Genomic DNA, 18,410 nt, shown 5'->3' with positions numbered 1-18,410 from the left:
AAATAGGAGACAGTTATTTTTTAATAGATTAGAAATAGGAGAAATCATGAAAAAAATATACTTATCTATTTTCACAAGTCTCTTGCTGATGCTGGGACTTGTCAATGTTGCTCAAGCCGATGAATATTTACGCATCGGGATGGAAGCAGCATATGCTCCCTTTAACTGGACCCAGGATGATGATAGCAATGGGGCTGTCAAAATCGATGGGACTAACCAGTATGCTAACGGATACGATGTCCAAATTGCCAAGAAAATCGCTAAGGACTTAGGCAAAGAACCTTTGGTTGTTAAAACCAAGTGGGAAGGTCTAGTCCCTGCCCTTACTTCTGGTAAGATTGACATGATTATCGCGGGTATGAGTCCTACTGCTGAGCGCAAACAAGAAATTGCCTTTTCAAGCAGTTACTACACTAGCGAACCAGTTCTACTAGTCAAAAAAGATTCTGCCTACGCAAATGCTAAATCTTTGGATGACTTTAATGGTGCGAAAATCACTTCTCAACAAGGTGTCTACCTTTATGACTTGATTGCACAAATCCCAGGTGCTAAAAAAGAAACAGCCATGGGAGACTTCGCTCAAATGCGCCAAGCTCTTGAGGCTGGTGTCATCGATGCCTATGTTTCTGAACGCCCAGAAGCTCTGACTGCTGAAGCTGCGAACTCTAAGTTCAAGATGGTCCAAGTAGAACCAGGTTTCAAAACTGGGGAAGAAGATACAGCTATCGCCATTGGACTTCGTAAAGATGACAATCGTATTAGCCAAATCAATGCCAGCATTGAAACCATTTCAAAAGACGACCAAGTTGCCTTGATGGATCGTATGATCAAGGAACAACCTGCCGAAGCTACAACAACTGAAGAGACTAGCAGTAGTTTCTTTAGCCAAGTCGCTAAAATTCTTTCTGAAAACTGGCAACAACTCTTGCGTGGCGCTGGTATCACTCTTTTAATCTCAATCGTCGGAACCATCATAGGTCTCATTATTGGACTTGCCATTGGTGTCTTCCGCACTGCTCCTCTATCTGAAAATAAAGCCATTTATGGCCTACAAAAACTAGTCGGCTGGATCCTCAATGTCTATATTGAAATTTTCCGTGGTACGCCAATGATCGTTCAATCGATGGTTATCTACTATGGAACTGCCCAAGCTTTCGGTATCAACCTTGACCGTACACTGGCTGCTATCTTCATCGTTTCAATCAATACCGGTGCCTACATGACTGAAATCGTTCGTGGTGGTATCCTAGCAGTTGACAAGGGACAATTTGAAGCTGCGACTGCTCTTGGTATGACTCATAACCAAACCATGCGTAAGATTGTCCTACCTCAGGTTGTCCGCAATATCCTACCAGCAACTGGTAATGAATTTGTCATCAATATCAAAGATACATCTGTATTGAACGTTATCTCGGTTGTCGAACTTTATTTCTCAGGAAATACCGTGGCGACGCAAACCTATCAATACTTCCAGACATTTACAATCATCGCCGTAATTTACTTTGTCCTCACCTTCACCGTAACACGTATCCTACGCTTCATCGAGCGCCGAATGGACATGGATACCTATACTACCGGTGCTAACCAAATGCAAACGGAGGATTTGAAATAATGACACAAGCAATCCTTGAAATTAAACACCTCAAAAAATCCTATGGACAAAACGAAGTGCTAAAAGACATTTCTCTGACTGTCCACAAGGGAGAGGTCATCTCTATCATCGGAAGCTCTGGAAGCGGGAAATCTACCTTCCTACGCTCCATTAACCTACTTGAAACGCCAACTGATGGACAAATCCTTTATCATGGACAAAACGTCCTCGAAAAAGGCTATGACCTCACGCAATACCGTGAAAAGTTGGGGATGGTGTTCCAATCCTTTAACCTCTTTGAAAATCTCAACGTTCTTGAAAACACAATCGTCGCTCAGACGACTGTCCTTAAACGCGAACGTACAGAAGCTGAAAAGATTGCCAAAGAAAACCTTGAAAAGGTCGGCATGGGAGAACGCTACTGGCAAGCCAAACCAAAACAACTCTCAGGTGGTCAAAAACAACGTGTGGCCATCGCTCGTGCCCTTTCCATGAATCCGGACGCTATTCTCTTTGACGAACCAACATCAGCTCTCGATCCAGAAATGGTTGGAGAAGTCCTCAAAATCATGCAGGACCTGGCTCAAGAAGGCTTGACCATGATTGTTGTAACTCACGAAATGGAATTCGCCCGTGATGTCTCTCACCGTGTTATCTTCATGGATAAGGGTGTAATCGCTGAAGAAGGCAAACCAGAAGACCTCTTCACCAATCCTAAAGAAGACCGTACAAAAGAATTCCTTCAACGCTATCTCAAATAAAAAGAAAAGGCTGCATCAATCGTGCAGTCTTTTTGCTGTCCAAAATGAAAAGGCAGATTCTCTATCTCTACTACTTGAGGGTCAAGAATCCGCCGTTATCCAAAGATTAATCTTCAAATTTTTCATGATTTTTTTCATAGAAATCAATTAGGCCTAGGGCTGTTTCAAATGAAATATTTTTTACTTTTGCACGACCCTGCGCCAGAGCAATGATAGACATTTCACGCGCATTCGTTTCTTTAGAGATACGGTAGCCTGTGATTTTCTTATCACGAACCCAGCCAACAACTGATTCTACTTTTTCAAAGTTTGACTTAGCCATGTTTTTCTCCTATTTTCTTCTTTACAATATTTAATTGTATACGTTTTTACTACTTTTGTCAATAAAAAAACATATATTCAACGAAAATAATTAGTTCAGAATTTTCTTACTTCCTTTTTAAAGCCGATAATATATAGGTTTTGCTAGCCTCTACACCATAAATATTTGCTAATAAAAATATTGTATTATTACCCTCTTAAGGTGCAAAATTATTCAAGCTTTTAAAAAAATGCTTCTCTATTCCCGTAAGATAGCTTATTTCTTCGATTTAAGAACTGAAGATGACAGTCCTAACCTTTAGAAATCCAAGCATTCACTAGCTCAAAACTCCTATCTTTCTTCCTCAAGAAATCATCTAAGAGATAGCCATTCCTTATATTCTTCAAATTCATCACTCATTTGGATATTGAGGTGCTAACCTAAAACCAAACACCCGATTCTCTAAACCATCCTTAATAAAGATGACAAGACAGATAAGCTCAGTCAGTTACTCATATATCCTTTTAATATGGTATATTTGTCAGCAAAAAGAAAGCAAATCACATCTTAAAGACCGTGTGAGTTTACTTTTCAAAATAGATGGGAAATCAAAATGAAGGATGGAAATCTGAGCCAAACATCATAAGTGCTATAATGAACAGAAGTAAGAATTGCACGATAAGTTTCCTAAAACCATAGGAATCGCCCCCTTTCTTCATCTTCATTATAGCACCTATACATCAGTTGTGCAAATAATATGATATTTTTTTATTAGTCCTCAGACAAGCATATTATAAAGCGTTTCATTCCCATTTAAGTTAATATAAGCCGGATCAAAACCTTCCATTCTACGGATTAAACCTGCATAATCATGCTTATCCGCTAAGGCGATTCCGATCAATACTGGACCTGTTCCCTTACTAGCTCGTTTGATGTACTCAAAACGTGTGATATCATCATTTGGCCCCAGGATATCATTTACAAATTCACGCAAAGCTCCTGGACGCTGTGGAAAATTGACCACAAAGTAATGCTTGATCCCATCATAAATCAAGGCACGCTCTTCCATTTCTGGCATACGGTTGATATCATTATTTCCTCCAGAAATGATACAACAAATGGTTTTCCCCTTGATATATTCAGCTAAAACTTCTAAAGAAGCAATACTAGCCGCTCCAGCAGGTTCTGCAACAATTCCTTGCTTAGAGTAGAGGTCAATCAAGGTTTCAGAAATCAATCCCTCATCAACACCTACTAAGGTTTGAACATGTTGACGAGTTGCTTCATAGGTCAACTGTCCTACCTTTTGCACAGCAATCCCATCCGCAAATTTGTCAATTTCCTTGAGCTTAACAGGTCCACCAGCTTCAAAGGCAGCTTTCATGGAACGTGCCCCATTCGCCTCTACTCCGATGACTTCAATTTCTGGACTTGTTTCCTTGATATAGGTAGAAACCCCGGCAATGAGACCGCCACCACCAACAGGAACCAAGACAGCATCAAAATCAATCGATTCTTTTCGAGCTTCTTCTAAAATCTCATAAGCAACGGTTCCTTGACCTGCCTGAACATGAGCATCATCAAAAGGATCAATAAAGGTACGATTTTCAGAAACTGTAAATTCTTGAGCTGCTTTAGCAGAAGCATCAAAGGTATCTCCAACTAGTTTAATGGTTACGAAATCCCCACCAAAAAAGCGAACTTGACCAATCTTTTGTTGCGGAGTAGTAATGGGCATAAAAATAGTAGCAGGAATTTTCATTTCATTACAGGTATAGGCTACTCCCTGCGCATGATTTCCCGCAGAGGCACAGACTACCCCACGCTCACGCTCTTCCTTGCTGAGTTGGGAAATGGCATAATAGGCACCACGAATTTTAAAGGAACGAACACGTTGGGCATTTTCCTTTTTCAAATAAATCTTAGCACCATACTTCTCCGATAAATAATGGTCATAATCAAGCGGTGTATTCACAACCACACCGTTCAAGACCTTGTGAGCCTTGATGATATCTTTTGAACTTAACATATAAAACCTCTTTTTCTATAAAAAACAGTCACTAATGACTGTTTTTTTAGTTATTCATCTCCAAAAACTTCAGCAACACTTTCATGATATTTATGAGCCATACGAATTGAAAACTCTTTAGGAAGTTCATAACGATTTGTAGAAATCCAATCATATAACCATTCTGCCAAACTTTCTTCACTATCATTACGATGGAAGATAAAATAGTTTAAAATTTCTTTATATTCTACATCATTCAAATCCAGCGTGTCTACAAATTGACTACGAGGAACAAAATTAGAATCTAATTTTCTTAGTTGATCTGTCAATTCTCCCAATTGTAAATCCAACTGAAAAAATAATTTTTGCAGTTGCCTATCAGTTTCATCACATCCTGTCTTGATAGAAAACAAATTGGTAATATTCATATGATTTCAACCCCTAAATAAGTACATCTAATATCCCACGAATAGCTGAAGCTAAAGTTTTCTCAAAATCCTTTGCTCTCTAATTAGTTATAGATTTTGAATGCATCATCGTCGTTTTTACCAACGAATGGCATTGCTTTACGCAATTCTGCACCAACTTTTTCAATTTCAAGGTTAGCTGCTTGTTCACGGTAAGCAGTCAATTTTGGACGTCCAGCTTTATAGTCGTTTACAAAGTCATTTGCAAATTTACCATTTTGGATATCTGCCAAGACAGCTTTCATGTTTTCTTTAACTTGTTCAGTGATTACACGTGGACCTGATACATAGTCACCGTATTCTGCAGTGTTTGAAATAGATTGACGCATTTTCTTGAATCCACCTTCGTAGATCAAGTCAACGATCAATTTCATTTCGTGAAGAACTTCAAAGTAAGCCAATTCTGGAGCGTAACCTGCTTCTGTCAAGACTTCAAAACCTGCTTCGATAAGGGCAGTCAAACCACCACAAAGTACAGCTTGTTCACCAAACAAATCTTCTTCAGTTTCTTCTTTATAAGTTGTTTCAAGAAGACCTACACGAGCTGCCCCAACACCTTTACACCAGTCCATAGCAATGTTTTTAGCATTTCCTGTTGCATCTTGGTATACTGCGTAAAGAGCTGGAACACCAAATCCTTCTTCATAAGTACGACGTACCAAGTGTCCTGGTCCTTTAGGAGCACACATAAAGACATCCACATCCGCAGGAACTTTGATAAATTCGAAGTGAATGTTGAAACCATGAGCAAATCCAACTGCATTTCCAGCTTCCAAGTTTGGAGCGATTTCTGCTTCGTAAAGTTCTTGTTGGATTTCGTCTGGTGCCAAAATCATGATAACATCAGCCAATTTAGTAGCTTCTGCTACTGTATAAGTGTCAAATCCGTCTTCTTTTGCTTTGTCAAAAGATTTACCTGGACGTACACCGATGATGACATCGCGACCTGAATCACGCAAGTTTTGAGCATGCGCATGTCCTTGTGAACCATAACCGATAACGGCGATTTTTTTACCGTCAAGTGCTGCTACTTTAACATCTTTTTCGTATTCCATTTGAACTGCCATAGTTTTTTCTCTCTTTTCTATTATTTATTGCCTTTTAGGCTGGTTTAACAAATTTAAAATATTTTTATACTCAATGAAAATCAAAGAGCAAATTAGGAAGCTAGCCACAGGCTGTACTTGAGTACGGCAAGGCAAAGCTGACGTGATTTGAATTTGATTTTCGAAGAGTATTAATCGCGGGTAAATCCAGTTGCACCCGTACGAGCGATATTGCGAATACCGTATGGTCGAATGACTCGCAATAGAGCTTCACTCTTTTCAGCATTTCCTGTCATCTGAATGGTAATCGAGCTTGGCGCTACGTCTACCACTGTTGCACGGAAAGGTTGAATAATGGCTAGAATCTCAGCACGCTTCTCAGCTGGCGCTGACATCTTAACCAAAATCACCTCGCGCTCCAAATGAGGCTTGTCTGTAATATCTCGAATGCGAATCACATCAATCTGACGATTGAGTTGCTTGATGATTTGCTCCACTTCATCATGTGAAGCTACATCAATAATAATGGTAATACGCGATACATTCGGATCTTCTGTTGCTCCAACAGAGATGCTTTCGATATTAACCTGACGACGAGATAGGACACCTGTAAAGCGATTGAGGACTCCTGAACGATTTTGTAGTTTTGCTGTTAACATTCTACGCATGGAACTTCACCCCCAACATCTCATGATTACTCTTACCAGCTGGCACCATTGGTAACACCTGCTCCTTACGAGAAATATCTACCTCGATTAGCATAGGAACATCCTCAGTGATGACTTCAAGGTCTTGAGCCAAGGTCTCAGGATTGTCAAACTTATAGTTTTTAATACCGTAAGCTTGTGCCATCAATTGGAAATCTGGAAGGGTATCAAAGACTGACTCTGATGTTCTACCTTCATAGAAGGATTCCTGCCACTGACGGACCATTCCAAGCGAGTGGTTGTTCAACATAACCACCTTGATTGGCACCTTGTAAATGTTCAAAATCGCCAATTCCTGGTTAGTCATTTGGAAACCGCCATCCCCAACAAACAAGACTACTTCCTTATCTGGGTTAGCAATTTTAGCTCCGATTGCTGCTGGAATTCCAAATCCCATGGTCCCTAAACCACCTGAAGTCACTAACTGACGTTCATTTTGGTAGGGATAATACTGGGCTGTCCACATTTGGTGTTGACCTACGTCTGTGACCACAATGGCATCTCCGTTAGTTAATTCACCAATTCGTTCAATAACAGCTTGCGGTTGAACTACACGCTCTTTCTTATCATAAGAACGAACGCGGTTCTTGTCTTTAGTGACTTTCTCAATCCATTTCTCAGTATTGTTATGAACTGTTGGTTCCGCCAACAACATTTGCAAGGCCTTTTTAGCATCTCCAACTACAGGAATATCTGCACTAATAATCTTGCCAATCTCAGCTGGATCAATATCAATGTGGGCAACCTTAGCATTCTTAGCGAAGGTCTTAGGATTTCCTGTCAAGCGGTCATCGAAACGGCAACCAATACTAATCATAAAATCAGCTTCTGTCATGGCAATATTAGCTGCGAATGACCCGTGCATGCCTCCCATTCCAAGAAAGAGTGGATGACTCGTTGCAATCGTACCTTGTCCCAAAAGACTGGTTACCACTGGAATTTGATATCGTTCTGCAAATTCATTTAATTCTGCAGCTGCTTCAGCATAACTAATCCCACCACCAGCTAGCAAGACTGGTTTTTTAGCCTTGGATAATTGCTTCAAGATTTTCTTGATTTGCATATCATTTGGCTCAAGAGTTGGCTGATAGCTTGGCAGGTTCACTTCTGGTGAATAAATGAAGTCTGTTTCTAAAGCAGATACGTCTTTAGGTAGGTCAATTACGACTGGCCCTGGACGGCCTGTAGTTGCGATATGGACAGCTTCCGTAATAATACGAGGAATATCAGCTGTCTCACGAACTTGGTAATTGTACTTAGTGATTGGCATGGTAATTCCCACGATGTCTGCCTCCTGAAAAGCATCCTTCCCAATCCCTGCTCGCGCCACCTGACCAGTAAAGACCAAAAGGGGAACACTATCGCTCATGGCATCGGCAATCCCTGTAATGGCATTTGTTGCTCCCGGTCCGCTAGTGACGACGGCAACACCCAACTTTCCAGTTGATTTGGCATAACCTTCAGCTTCATGCAAACAACCTTGCTCATGGCGCCCTAGAATGTGGCGAATGCCTTTAAAATTATATATCGCATCATAAAAAGGCAAGACCGCACCACCAGGATAACCAAAGATGGTATCAATTCCTAAATCACGAAGTGTTTCCAAAACTAGGTCCGACCCCGTCTTAGGAGATTCTAAACTGATTTTCTCCATTGTTCCCCTTTCTCTTCTCTTAAAAATAACTTGTTACTATCATACCATTTTTTCAAAATTTTTCAAGACAAAAGAAGAAATTTTCTGAATTTTCTATTTTAATGTTTATTTATGAATGTTATTTTTGTTTTTATTAAAAAAGATACCGATTTCATTATTCAAATGAAGAAAAAAGAACTGATTTCTCAGTTCTTCATCAATCTTATTCCACACTAAATAGGTATGGGTAAACAGGTTGTTGGCCTTGGTGAATCTCGACTTCAACATCTTCGAATTCTTCTGCGATTTCTTGGGCAATTTCATTGGCAAGTTCTTCGCTTCCGTCTTCACCGACATAGAAGGTTACGATTTCACTATCTTCATCCAACATATGTTTCAATGTTTCAGTCAAGGTTTGGTGCATGTCAGGGTTTGACACAAGGATTTTCCCATCCACCATACCAAGATTATCGTTTTCATGGATTTCTAAGCCATCAATCGTTGTATCACGCACGGCTGTTGTGACGCTTCCGCTAACGACATCGCTAAGAGCAGCTGTCATACGCTCTTGGTTTTCTTCAATGGACTTGCTTGGATCAAAGGCAAGAAGACTTGTCAAACCTTGAGGGAGAGTGCGAGCTTCCACCACTACTGCTGGTTGCTCCAAAACTTCTGCTGCAGATTGAGCTGCCATAAAGATATTTTTGTTGTTTGGCAGGAAGATAATGTTACGAGCGTTGACCTGTTCAACAGCCTTGATAAAGTCTTCTGTTGAAGGGTTCATAGTTTGACCGCCTTCAATAACATAATCCACACCTTGAGAACGGAAGATATCTGCTAGACCTTTACCAGCCACCACAGCAATCAAAGCATACTCTTTTTCTTCAGCTGGTTTGCTAACTTGAGCAGCTTCTTTCTCAACCTGCGCTTCGTGTTGGTTACGCATATTGTCAACTTTTACCTTGACCAAGCTACCATATTTGAGACCTTCTTGCATAACAAGTCCTGGATCTTCTGTATGGACATGAACTTTGACAATTTCATCATCGTTAACAACGAGGAGAGAATCTCCAAGTTCATTCAAGTAGTTACGGAACTCGTCATAGTCAAAATCTTTGGCATAGGTTGGACCTTGCTTAAGAGCAACCATGATTTCAGTACAATAACCAAAGGTAATGTCCTCAGTCGCTACATGACCAGCTACAGACTTGTGGTGCTCCGCATTAATCATTTCACTCATATTAGCAGGAGTGGCTACAAAGTCCTCAGATGCAATATATTCGCCAGTAAGGGCTGAAAGGAAACCTTCGTAGATGAAGACCAGTCCTTGACCACCTGAGTCCACAACACCAACTTCCTTCAATACTGGAAGCATGTCCGGTGTTTTAGCTAGAGCTGTTTTAGCACCTTCTAAAGCGGCACGCATGACTTCAACAGCGTCATCTGTTTGCTCAGCCTTTTTCTTAGCACCGATAGCAGCACCACGAGAAACTGTCAAAATCGTTCCTTCAACTGGTTTCATAACGGCCTTATAAGCAACTTCCACACCTGATTGGAAGGCAAGGGCCAAGTCTTGACCTGTTAACTCGTCTTTATCCTTGATGGCTTGTGAAAATCCACGGAAAAGCTGAGACGTAATAACTCCTGAGTTTCCACGCGCGCCCATCAAAAGACCTTTAGCAAGAATGCTCGCTACCTCGCCAACTGTAGAAGCTGGCTTATCTGCAACTTCTTTAGCACCATTTTCAATGGTCATCCCCATATTTGTCCCAGTATCTCCATCTGGAACTGGAAAGACGTTTAATGAATTGACATATTCAGCTTGCTTATTCAAGCGAGTTGATGCAGCCTGCACCATTTCTTGAAATAAGCTAGTAGTAATTTTTGACACGGTTATTCTCCTACAACTTTGATATTTTGAATGTAGACATTTACAGTCTGAGCAGTAATTCCAAGTTGGTTTTCCAAACTAAAACGAACACGCTCTTGAATGTTTTTTGACACTTCGCTAATCTTTGTTCCGTAGCTCAACACGGTATATACATCAACTGCAATACTGCCATCTTCAGCTGCCTTTACGACGACACCTTTGGAATAATTTTCCTTACCTAGAAGGGCTTGAAAATTATCTTTGAGGGCATTTTTACTAGCCATACCGACCACACCAAAAATCTCAGTTGCTGCTCCACCTACGACGGTTGCAATCACTTCATCTGTTAGTTCGATTTGACCATCTTTTGTATTAATTTTTACAGTCATCCTTTTTACCTCAACTAGTTGATACTCTATTCTATCATATTTCAGTCCAAGTGTAAAAGCAGAATACTGTATCAGCGGATATTTACTCTATTTTTCAAATGATTTTATATCTACAGTAAAAGAAAAAAGACCCTAAGGTCTCCTTACTTTTATTATTAAACGCGTTCAACTTTACCTGATTTCAAAGCACGAGCTGAAGCCCAAACTTTTTTAGGTTTACCATCGATAAGAACAGTAACTTTTTGAAGGTTTGGTTTTACGGCACGTTTTGTTTGGTTCATCGCGTGTGAACGGTTGTTTCCTGATACAGTCTTACGACCTGTAAAGTAACATACTTTAGCCATTGTGTTTTCCTCCTATTAGATCTAATATAGCGGATGTGCTAGCACCACATACCGTACTATGTTATCACACTTTCTTCATTTTTGCAAGGGAATTGGAAGATTTTTTTATTTAACGTAGACAATTCCCAACTTCCCAAAAGCCACATCTCCACGGATAATCAAGGTTTTGCTGGTTGGGGCTAGAGGGGCATCTGCCTTGGCTACACCACAGAAAGTTTCCACCTTCAAATCAACTCTCCAATGTTGGGGAACATAGATAACTGCATTGCCAAAACCAACTTCGATATCCAGAGTAGCAAAATCACCTAACATCTCTGCATTGTCATAATATATCTTGGCATTCCCAAAACCAACTTCAACTTGGTCTTCTACCAATTCTTGGTCTTGCTTGTAGAAAGTCCCACTTCCAAAAGCAACTTCCTTATCTGTTAGAATGGTCTTTTTACCATCATACCACCATTTTTTCCCGTTCCAAGTCCTGTTAGAATGAGTGAGTGCGCTGACACCCATTACGATTAAAATACTAGCCCAGAACAATGACTGATTTGGGATAGGCAAAATGTTATAAAAATGATTTGCAATCATTAAGGCTACTAGAGCGGTAAAAACTGCTGATGTCAGGTGACGACGAAGCAAAGCTTCAACTGATTGATAGGCAAAAAATGCAATACCAAGCAAGGGCCAAATGTGCCCTCCAAGAGAAGGGATCCCAAAATTCCCCTGTAATAATACTAAAGCTGCCAATACTAGCAACACAATACCAAATACTTTCTTTTTCATCTTCTTACCTCATATTTCTTAGATTTTCTTTTAGGAGGGATTGATAGTGCCGCGACACGTGAACCTCCTTGTGGGTCTGATAAAAGGAAATGGTGCCCGTTCCTGAAAAGGATTTGTCCACCGAGTAAACCTGACGGATATTTGCAATAGTCGACTTGGATACCCGACTAAAATAGCGAGGAAGGATAGACTCTAACTCATAGAGTTTGAGCCGAACCTCGTAGGCTTCTTTCTGGGTATGGGCATAAATCTTGCTACCTTCCGTCTCAAAAAAGAGAATTTCCGATAAGTCCAGATAATATTCGCCCGTCCCCTTGTAAAAAATCAACCGAGGAGACTTGGACTCTTGCAAGAGCCGCTGTAAATCCGCAATCTCATCTGTCAATGCCGCTGCCTTGATGACAATTTCAGTTTCCTCTAAATTGCTGTCAATTTCGATTCGTAACTTCATTCCATCTCCTTTCTGACTCTACTATATCAAAGCTAAAATAAGAAAACAAGAGCAAAAAAGCAAGTGGTTACTTTAGACCCGTAAGTGGTTGTAAGGCTACCTTAACTTACAGGTCAAAATAGAAAGAAAAGCGCACCCCACACAAGACCACAAATATAGCCAACCACTACATCCTTGGGAAAATGCACTCCACCCAAGACTCTCACTAAACCTAGGAGGGCTGACAAGACCAACAAGATAACCCCTACAGATAAACTAGCATGTAAGCAAGCCATGGAGATAATGGTTGCTGAAAAGACATGACGACTGGGCATAGACTGACCAGGACTATCTCTGTCAAGCAAGGGTTTAATATCCCATTCCTCATAAGGCCTAGGGGCATTGATTTTCTTACGGAAAAGAGACAAAATTACAAAACCTGACGCAGGAACAAACAAATAGATTCCGACCTGTTTCCCAAGTCCTTCTTGGAGATAGGTAGTAGTTAACAAGATTAAATAAACTATAGGCATAACTACTGTCATGAAGCGATTGAAAGCTCTTAACAAGCTCCGAAGGAAAGACTTATTTTCAATCTTACCAGCAATATGGTCATACCATTCTTGATAATTTTTCATATATTTTCTCATTACTTACTCAAATTTTATACTCAATGAAAATCAGAGAGCAAACTAGGAAGCTAGCCACAGACTGCTCAAAGCACTGCTTTGAGGTTGTAAATAAGACTCATATACCTACGACAAGGCGAAGCTGACGCGGTTTGAAGAGATTTTCGAAGAGTATTGCTTATAGGGAAGCACTTGTCTTCTAGTATAGTGCAGAAAAAGAAGGCCGTCAAGCCTTCTTTCGATTTACTCTTCCACTTCGTCTTCTGTAAATTGACTGTTGTAGAGATCAGCGTAAAAACCAGCTTGCGCCATTAGCTCATCATGATTTCCTTGCTCGATGATATTGCCATCCTTCATAACCAGAATCAGATCAGCATTTCGGATAGTAGACAAGCGGTGGGCGATGACAAAGGAAGTTCTCCCCTCCATCAAACGATCCATAGCTTTCTGAATCAATTCCTCCGTCCGAGTATCAACAGAAGAGGTCGCCTCATCTAAAATCAAGAGTGGTGCATCTTTCAGCAAAGCACGAGCAATGGTCAAGAGTTGTTTTTGTCCGACAGACAAGGTCACTGTGTCGTCCAAGACTGTATCGTAACCATCTGGTAGGGTCATAATAAAGTGGTGAATCCCTACAGCCTTGCTGGCTTCAATCACGCGCTCATCACTAATACCCTCTTGGTTATAGATAAGATTGTCTCGGATAGTACCTTCAAAGAGCCAGGTGTCCTGCAAGACCATTGAAAAGGCATCGTGTACTTCCGAACGCTTCATCTCCTTGGTATCCACACCATCGATACGGATACTTCCCTTATCAATCTCATAAAACTTCATCAAAAGATTGACAATGGTTGTCTTCCCAGCCCCAGTCGGTCCGACAATGGCAACCTTTTGACCTGCATGAGCCGTCGCATAAAAATCGTGGATGATAGTCCGATCAGGAGTATAACCAAAGGAGACTCGATCAAAGACTACTTGACCTTTCATATCGCTCAATTGTCTTTCTTTATGGGATTCATCTTCCATTTCCTCTTCAGCTAGGAATTCGAAGACACGTCCCATGGCTGCACTAGCCTGCTGCAAACTAGTGATCCCTTGGGCAATTTGTGAAAGGGGCTGAGAAAAGATACGAACGTAGGCCATAAAGGCAACGATAATCCCGATACTGATGTGTCCATTTAAGGCCAAGGCTGCACCAACGATAATCACCAAGGCATAGCTAAAGTTCCCAATAAACATCATAATCGGCATCATAATCCCTGAAATAAATTGAGATTTCCAGATACTATCATACAGACGATTGTTTAATTTCGCAAACTCTTCTTTCGTACTCTCGATGGCATTGTAACTGGTCACCACATTATGGCCAGAGTACATTTCCTCCACATAGCCATTGACAGCTGCCAAATCTTGTTGCTGACTCTTAAAGAAACCCTGTGATTTGCCCATAAAGACGGACACGAAAACAAAACCGATAAGAGTTGACACAACCGTCACCAAGGCTAAAATCCAGTTCATCCCAAACATGGTTACCAAGACTGCCAAGACCAATAAACTAGATGAAAGAACCGTTCCCAAACTTTGGTTGAGGGACTGGGCTGCAGTATCAACATCATTGGTTACACGAGATAAGGTATCTCCCTGAGAATGTCCATCAAAATATCCCAATGGCAGGCTATTGATTTTCTCTGCAATGGCTCTTCTCAAACGCTCTGAAAAACGTTGAATAGCTGTTGTAAACAGAAAGGCCTGTAAATAATTTGATAGGAGTCCAATCACATAAATCGCGGCCAAAAAACCACCAATAGCTGCAACTGCCACGACATCCACACTTGTTTCCAAACCACTGGCAATAATATTAGTCATTTCCTTGATACGGGTTGGACCATATACAGTAATGATATTGGATAAGATTGTTGCTAGAAAGGCGATTAGAAGGGCAAACTGGAGGCCTGCAAGATAGGGTTTACTCTGTTTCCAGAGAGACATTTTCTTATTTTCCATGTTCCAATTCCTCCTTCGATAGTTGTGAGTAGGCAATTTCTTGGTAAACTTCGTTATTAGCTAGAAGTTCCTTGTGGGTGCCTTGTCCCACGACTTTTCCTTGATCCAAGACCAAAATCAAATCTGCATCCATAATCGTTGAAATGCGTTGTGCAACGATAAGCTTGGTCATAGACTTGGTTTTCTCTGCTAGCTCTTGGCGTAGGACACGGTCTGTCTTGTAGTCCAAGGCTGAGAAGGAGTCATCAAAGATGAGGATTTCTGGCTTCCGAGCTAAGGCACGCGCAATTGCCAGACGCTGTCTTTGACCACCTGAGAAGTTGGTTCCTCCTTGGGCCACTTCTGATGCTAAGCCCGCTTCCTTGTCTTCGATAAAGTTCTTAGACTGGGCCAACTCCAAAGCCTGCCACATAGCCTGCTCACTAAGTGGTGTTTCTTGACTCTGTCCAAAGTCCAAATTGCCCTTAACATCACTTGAAAAGAGAACCGCTTTCTGAGGAATATAACCAACCTTGTTGCGCAAATCTTCCAAACTGTAATCTTGAACATTAACTCCGTCCACCAGAATTTCTCCTTCTGACACATCGTAGAAACGTGGAATCAGATTGACCAGAGTTGACTTACCAGAACCAGTTGAGCCGATAAAGGCCACTGTTTGACCAGCTTCTGCATTAAAGCTAACATGCTCAATAACCGCCTCCGAATTTGCCGCATAGCGGAAAGTCACATCCTTAAATTCGACCTGACCTTTGAGACTTTCATCAGCCAACTGCACTTGAGCAGGATTTTGGATAGAAGAATGCAAATCTAAAACCTGATTAATCCGCTTGGCAGAGACCATGGTTCGGGGAAGAACGATGAAGAGCGCCCCCATAAGAAGGAATCCCATAACAACCTGCATGGCATAAGACATGAAAACAACCATATCACTAAATAGAGGCAGACGCGCTATCGGAGCAGCGTCGTTAATCACATAGGCCCCAATCCAGTAAATCGCCACACTCAAACCACTTGAAATCCCCATCATGATAGGGTTCAAAATAGCCATAAGACGGTTGACAAACAAATTCAAGCGTGTCAATTCATCATTTGCTGCTACAAATTTTTCATTTTGGTAATCCTCTGCATTGTAGGCGCGAACGACACGAATACCTGTTAAACTCTCACGAGTGATACTGTTCAGTTTATCTGTCAGCCCCTGAATCAAGGACTGTTTTGGAAAGGCTAGCGTCATCAAAACAGTCGTCATCAAAACGTTGACAATCACTGCCACAAGTACGGCCCAGAGCCAGTATTCTGAATGACCTAAAATCTTCCCGATAGCCCAGATAGCCATAATTGGACCACGCGTCACCACTTGCAAGCCCATGGTAATCAACATCTGAACCTGAGTAATATCATTGGTAGTACGAGTTAAAAGACTGGGAATAGAGAATTTCTTAATTTCTGTCTGCGAGTAATCCAAAACTCGGTTAAAAATATCACTTCTCAGCCTACTAGTATAAGAAGCCGCCACTCGGGATGCAAAAAATCCAACTGCAACTACGGATAAGAAGGCAAGAAAGGACATTCCCACCATCATGCTTGCTGGCTGCCACAACTCATCTAAATTAGTTCCTTGACTACCTAGCAAATCCGTAATTTTCGAGATATAAGTCGGCACTTCCAACTCCAGATAGACCGAAAAGCAGGTAAAGAGAATGGCTAGTAAAATCATCCCCCATTCTTTTCTACTAATTCGTTTGGCTAATTTCTTCATTCTCTCCTCCTATTCTCTTGATATTTTCCTGTAGTTGACCGAGAACTTTCTCAAAAATCAGTAATTCATCTTCATCAATGTCTTCCATCAACTGCTTATCAATTCGTTCAAAAAAAGCCTTAACCTCTTGCATCTGAGAACGTGCTTTGTCCGTCAAACGAACAAATTTTGCCCGCTTATCGCTAGGACTCGCCTCCAATTCCACTAAACCATTTTGCACCATACGCTTGACCAAATTACTAGCAACAGACTTGGTAATATTGAGTTCCTGCTCGATATCTTTAATCAAGACCAAGTCTTGGTTTTTCTCACAATTATCCAAAAAACGCACAACCTGACCTTGAGGCCCACCCATAAATTCAATACCACAACGTTTGGCTTCCTTTTGCACCATCAGGTGAATCTGATGACCAAAACGCTTAAAGACTAACATCGGTTTATCCATACTAACCCCTTTCTAATCATTGCATTTAGTTCTCCTAGGAACTAAATAAGTTTCCATGGGAACTATTTTACCACTTTGAAAAGAGATGTCAAGAAAAAGTTTGCTAGAGAACTATTTTCTTGATTCAAAAAATCCCAAGTGATTTTTTCACTTAGGATCATGTTCTCTAGGTTAAATTAGAACCCGTCTACGTTTGTGTAGATTTTTTGTACGTCTTCGTCGTCTTCAAGGACGCTGTAAAGTTTTTCAAAGGTTTCAAGGTCATCGCCTGACAATTCCACTTCTGATTGAGGAATCATTTCCAATTCAGTCACTTGGAATTCTTCGATACCTGACTCACGAAGGGCAACGATAGCCTTATGAAGGTCAGTTGGAGCTGTGTAAACTGTGACTGTACCTTCTTCTGCTTCTACGTCATCCACATCCACATCTGCTTCTAGCAATTGCTCAAAGACCGCGTCCGCATCTTCTCCAGCAAATACGATAACACCCTTGTTGTCAAAGAGGTATGAAACCGAACCTGAAGCACCCATGTTTCCGCCGTTTTTACCAAAGGCAGCACGGACATTGGCCGCTGTACGGTTGACATTAGAAGTCAAAGTATCAACAATCAGCATAGAACCATTTGGTCCAAAACCTTCGTAACGTCCTTCTGTAAAGGTTTCGTCTGTGTTTCCTTTAGCCTTGTCCAAAGCCTTATCAATAACGTGTTTTGGCACTTGGGCTTGTTTGGCACGGTCGATAACGAATTTCAAAGCTGAGTTTGATTCTGGATCTGGATCACCTTTTTTAGCTGCTACATAGATTTCTACACCAAATTTTGCATATACTTTAGAGTTAGCTCCATCTTTAGCCGTTTTCTTGGCTACGATATTGGCCCATTTACGTCCCATTAGGAATCTCCTTTTTTCACATTTTAATCCTTCTTATTATAACACAAGTTTTTTCGATTTTCACTAGAGGAAATGGATTTTATTAGCAAATCAAGCTAGGAGAGTACTTTGGTTACCAAGATTGCCTTGCCTTTCCATCCTTATCAACATTCAAAAAACAAACTAGCCCATTATCTGAAAATAGAAAGTTTCAGCCAAGTTTGACTAAGTCTGCTCAAACTACTGTTTAGAATTTGTAGATATAACAACAAAAACAATCATACTGCACCTTTTGTTGACAGTCTACTCCAGACATATCATAGTTCAAGTAAATACTTTGAAATTCAACAGTTCTTATAGGCACTATTGTATTC

18 protein-coding genes and 1 pseudogene are annotated in these 18,410 nt (G+C 40.9%); 2 read left to right on the top strand and 17 right to left on the bottom strand.

The window, feature by feature from the left end; translation table 11 throughout:
- The first annotated feature begins 46 nt into the window (after positions 1-46).
- Positions 47-1,612, top strand: a complete 1,566-nt coding sequence (locus tag HMPREF9957_RS04645) for an ABC transporter substrate-binding protein/permease (protein ID WP_000725637.1) — start codon at positions 47-49, stop codon at positions 1,610-1,612.
- The gene (locus HMPREF9957_RS04640; RefSeq protein WP_000189477.1) at positions 1,612-2,352 is read left to right on the top strand and encodes an amino acid ABC transporter ATP-binding protein; all 741 of its coding nucleotides are present in this window, start codon (positions 1,612-1,614) and stop codon (positions 2,350-2,352) included. Before HMPREF9957_RS04645 ends, HMPREF9957_RS04640 begins: the two co-directional genes overlap by 1 nt.
- Before the next feature lie 106 nt (positions 2,353-2,458).
- On the opposite strand, the gene HMPREF9957_RS04635 is transcribed toward HMPREF9957_RS04640, so the two are convergent.
- From HMPREF9957_RS04635 to HMPREF9957_RS04560, 17 genes and pseudogenes are all read right to left on the bottom strand, one after another.
- Positions 2,459-2,674 (bottom strand): capsule biosynthesis transcriptional regulator, encoded by a 216-nt coding sequence (locus HMPREF9957_RS04635; protein WP_001130036.1) that lies wholly within the window; start codon positions 2,672-2,674, stop codon positions 2,459-2,461.
- 106 nt (positions 2,675-2,780) lie between these two features.
- Positions 2,781-2,894, bottom strand: a pseudogene (locus tag HMPREF9957_RS13455) (SPFH domain-containing protein); the annotation flags it as partial.
- A 537-nt stretch (positions 2,895-3,431) separates the two neighbouring features.
- The gene (ilvA, locus tag HMPREF9957_RS04630; RefSeq protein ID WP_000952975.1) at positions 3,432-4,682 is read right to left on the bottom strand and encodes a threonine ammonia-lyase IlvA; all 1,251 of its coding nucleotides are present in this window, start codon (positions 4,680-4,682) and stop codon (positions 3,432-3,434) included.
- 50 nt (positions 4,683-4,732) lie between these two features.
- The gene (locus HMPREF9957_RS04625; protein ID WP_001027897.1) at positions 4,733-5,089 is read right to left on the bottom strand and encodes a hypothetical protein; all 357 of its coding nucleotides are present in this window, start codon (positions 5,087-5,089) and stop codon (positions 4,733-4,735) included.
- A gap of 83 nt (positions 5,090-5,172) precedes the next feature.
- Positions 5,173-6,195, bottom strand: a complete 1,023-nt coding sequence (gene ilvC / locus HMPREF9957_RS04620; protein WP_000290683.1) for a ketol-acid reductoisomerase — start codon at positions 6,193-6,195, stop codon at positions 5,173-5,175.
- 170 nt (positions 6,196-6,365) lie between these two features.
- A complete protein-coding gene (ilvN, locus tag HMPREF9957_RS04615) occupies positions 6,366-6,842 on the bottom strand; it encodes an acetolactate synthase small subunit (RefSeq protein ID WP_001253803.1) in 477 nt (158 codons plus the stop codon).
- The gene (locus tag HMPREF9957_RS04610) at positions 6,835-8,535 is read right to left on the bottom strand and encodes an acetolactate synthase large subunit (protein WP_000411735.1); all 1,701 of its coding nucleotides are present in this window, start codon (positions 8,533-8,535) and stop codon (positions 6,835-6,837) included. Before HMPREF9957_RS04610 ends, ilvN begins: the two co-directional genes overlap by 8 nt.
- 202 nt (positions 8,536-8,737) lie before the next feature.
- Entirely contained in the window at positions 8,738-10,405 is a 1,668-nt protein-coding gene (locus HMPREF9957_RS04605) for a DAK2 domain-containing protein (protein ID WP_000036655.1), read from the bottom strand.
- 2 nt (positions 10,406-10,407) lie between these two features.
- The gene (locus tag HMPREF9957_RS04600; protein WP_000216437.1) at positions 10,408-10,773 is read right to left on the bottom strand and encodes an Asp23/Gls24 family envelope stress response protein; all 366 of its coding nucleotides are present in this window, start codon (positions 10,771-10,773) and stop codon (positions 10,408-10,410) included.
- Between the two features lie 155 nt (positions 10,774-10,928).
- On the bottom strand, positions 10,929-11,117 hold the full coding sequence (rpmB, locus tag HMPREF9957_RS04595) for a 50S ribosomal protein L28 (RefSeq protein WP_001140948.1): 189 nt from the start codon (positions 11,115-11,117) through the stop codon (positions 10,929-10,931).
- A 105-nt stretch (positions 11,118-11,222) separates the two neighbouring features.
- A complete protein-coding gene (locus HMPREF9957_RS04590; RefSeq protein ID WP_000730927.1) occupies positions 11,223-11,897 on the bottom strand; it encodes a LiaF transmembrane domain-containing protein in 675 nt (224 codons plus the stop codon).
- Positions 11,898-11,901: 4 nt separating this feature from the next.
- Positions 11,902-12,348 (bottom strand): LytTR family DNA-binding domain-containing protein, encoded by a 447-nt coding sequence (locus tag HMPREF9957_RS04585; RefSeq protein ID WP_000776608.1) that lies wholly within the window; start codon positions 12,346-12,348, stop codon positions 11,902-11,904.
- Between the two features lie 113 nt (positions 12,349-12,461).
- Positions 12,462-12,965, bottom strand: coding sequence for a phosphatase PAP2 family protein (locus HMPREF9957_RS04580; protein ID WP_000800901.1), 504 nt, complete (start codon positions 12,963-12,965; stop codon positions 12,462-12,464).
- Positions 12,966-13,199: 234 nt separating this feature from the next.
- A complete protein-coding gene (locus tag HMPREF9957_RS04575; RefSeq protein WP_000428270.1) occupies positions 13,200-14,960 on the bottom strand; it encodes an ABC transporter ATP-binding protein in 1,761 nt (586 codons plus the stop codon).
- Positions 14,950-16,719 carry an ABC transporter ATP-binding protein gene (locus tag HMPREF9957_RS04570; RefSeq protein ID WP_000731784.1) on the bottom strand — a complete coding sequence of 590 codons (1,770 nt, stop codon included), beginning with the start codon at positions 16,717-16,719 and terminating at the stop codon, positions 14,950-14,952. The genes HMPREF9957_RS04575 and HMPREF9957_RS04570 overlap by 11 nt, the downstream gene beginning before the upstream one ends.
- Positions 16,694-17,164, bottom strand: a complete 471-nt coding sequence (locus tag HMPREF9957_RS04565) for a MarR family winged helix-turn-helix transcriptional regulator (protein WP_000360534.1) — start codon at positions 17,162-17,164, stop codon at positions 16,694-16,696. Before HMPREF9957_RS04565 ends, HMPREF9957_RS04570 begins: the two co-directional genes overlap by 26 nt.
- Positions 17,165-17,340: 176 nt before the next feature.
- Positions 17,341-18,057 carry a YebC/PmpR family DNA-binding transcriptional regulator gene (locus HMPREF9957_RS04560; protein ID WP_000532884.1) on the bottom strand — a complete coding sequence of 239 codons (717 nt, stop codon included), beginning with the start codon at positions 18,055-18,057 and terminating at the stop codon, positions 17,341-17,343.
- Between the last annotated feature and the right edge of the window lie 353 nt (positions 18,058-18,410).

The sequence above is a fragment of the Streptococcus mitis SK1080 genome, assembly GCF_000220085.1.
Taxonomy (GTDB): Bacteria; Bacillota; Bacilli; order Lactobacillales; family Streptococcaceae; genus Streptococcus; species Streptococcus mitis_K.
This window is presented reverse-complemented; position numbering and strand designations above follow the sequence as displayed.

Bases quoted from the DNA above. Each gene is read 5' to 3' on its own strand.
- ilvN (WP_001253803.1), bottom strand. From the start codon at position 6,842: ATGCGTAGAATGTTAACAGCAAAACTACAAAATCGTTCAGGAGTCCTC.
- HMPREF9957_RS04565 (WP_000360534.1), bottom strand. From the start codon at position 17,164: ATGGATAAACCGATGTTAGTCTTTAAGCGTTTTGGTCATCAGATTCAC.
- HMPREF9957_RS04580 (WP_000800901.1), bottom strand. From the start codon at position 12,965: ATGAAAAATTATCAAGAATGGTATGACCATATTGCTGGTAAGATTGAA.
- HMPREF9957_RS04560 (WP_000532884.1), bottom strand. From the start codon at position 18,057: ATGGGACGTAAATGGGCCAATATCGTAGCCAAGAAAACGGCTAAAGAT.
- rpmB (WP_001140948.1), bottom strand. From the start codon at position 11,117: ATGGCTAAAGTATGTTACTTTACAGGTCGTAAGACTGTATCAGGAAAC.
- HMPREF9957_RS04635 (WP_001130036.1), bottom strand. From the start codon at position 2,674: ATGGCTAAGTCAAACTTTGAAAAAGTAGAATCAGTTGTTGGCTGGGTT.
- ilvC (WP_000290683.1), bottom strand. From the start codon at position 6,195: ATGGCAGTTCAAATGGAATACGAAAAAGATGTTAAAGTAGCAGCACTT.
- HMPREF9957_RS04625 (WP_001027897.1), bottom strand. From the start codon at position 5,089: ATGAATATTACCAATTTGTTTTCTATCAAGACAGGATGTGATGAAACT.
- HMPREF9957_RS04585 (WP_000776608.1), bottom strand. From the start codon at position 12,348: ATGAAGTTACGAATCGAAATTGACAGCAATTTAGAGGAAACTGAAATT.
- HMPREF9957_RS04575 (WP_000428270.1), bottom strand. From the start codon at position 14,960: ATGGAAAATAAGAAAATGTCTCTCTGGAAACAGAGTAAACCCTATCTT.
- HMPREF9957_RS04590 (WP_000730927.1), bottom strand. From the start codon at position 11,897: ATGAAAAAGAAAGTATTTGGTATTGTGTTGCTAGTATTGGCAGCTTTA.
- HMPREF9957_RS04645 (WP_000725637.1), top strand. From the start codon at position 47: ATGAAAAAAATATACTTATCTATTTTCACAAGTCTCTTGCTGATGCTG.
- HMPREF9957_RS04610 (WP_000411735.1), bottom strand. From the start codon at position 8,535: ATGGAGAAAATCAGTTTAGAATCTCCTAAGACGGGGTCGGACCTAGTT.
- HMPREF9957_RS04640 (WP_000189477.1), top strand. From the start codon at position 1,612: ATGACACAAGCAATCCTTGAAATTAAACACCTCAAAAAATCCTATGGA.
- HMPREF9957_RS04570 (WP_000731784.1), bottom strand. From the start codon at position 16,719: ATGAAGAAATTAGCCAAACGAATTAGTAGAAAAGAATGGGGGATGATT.
- ilvA (WP_000952975.1), bottom strand. From the start codon at position 4,682: ATGTTAAGTTCAAAAGATATCATCAAGGCTCACAAGGTCTTGAACGGT.
- HMPREF9957_RS04600 (WP_000216437.1), bottom strand. From the start codon at position 10,773: ATGACTGTAAAAATTAATACAAAAGATGGTCAAATCGAACTAACAGAT.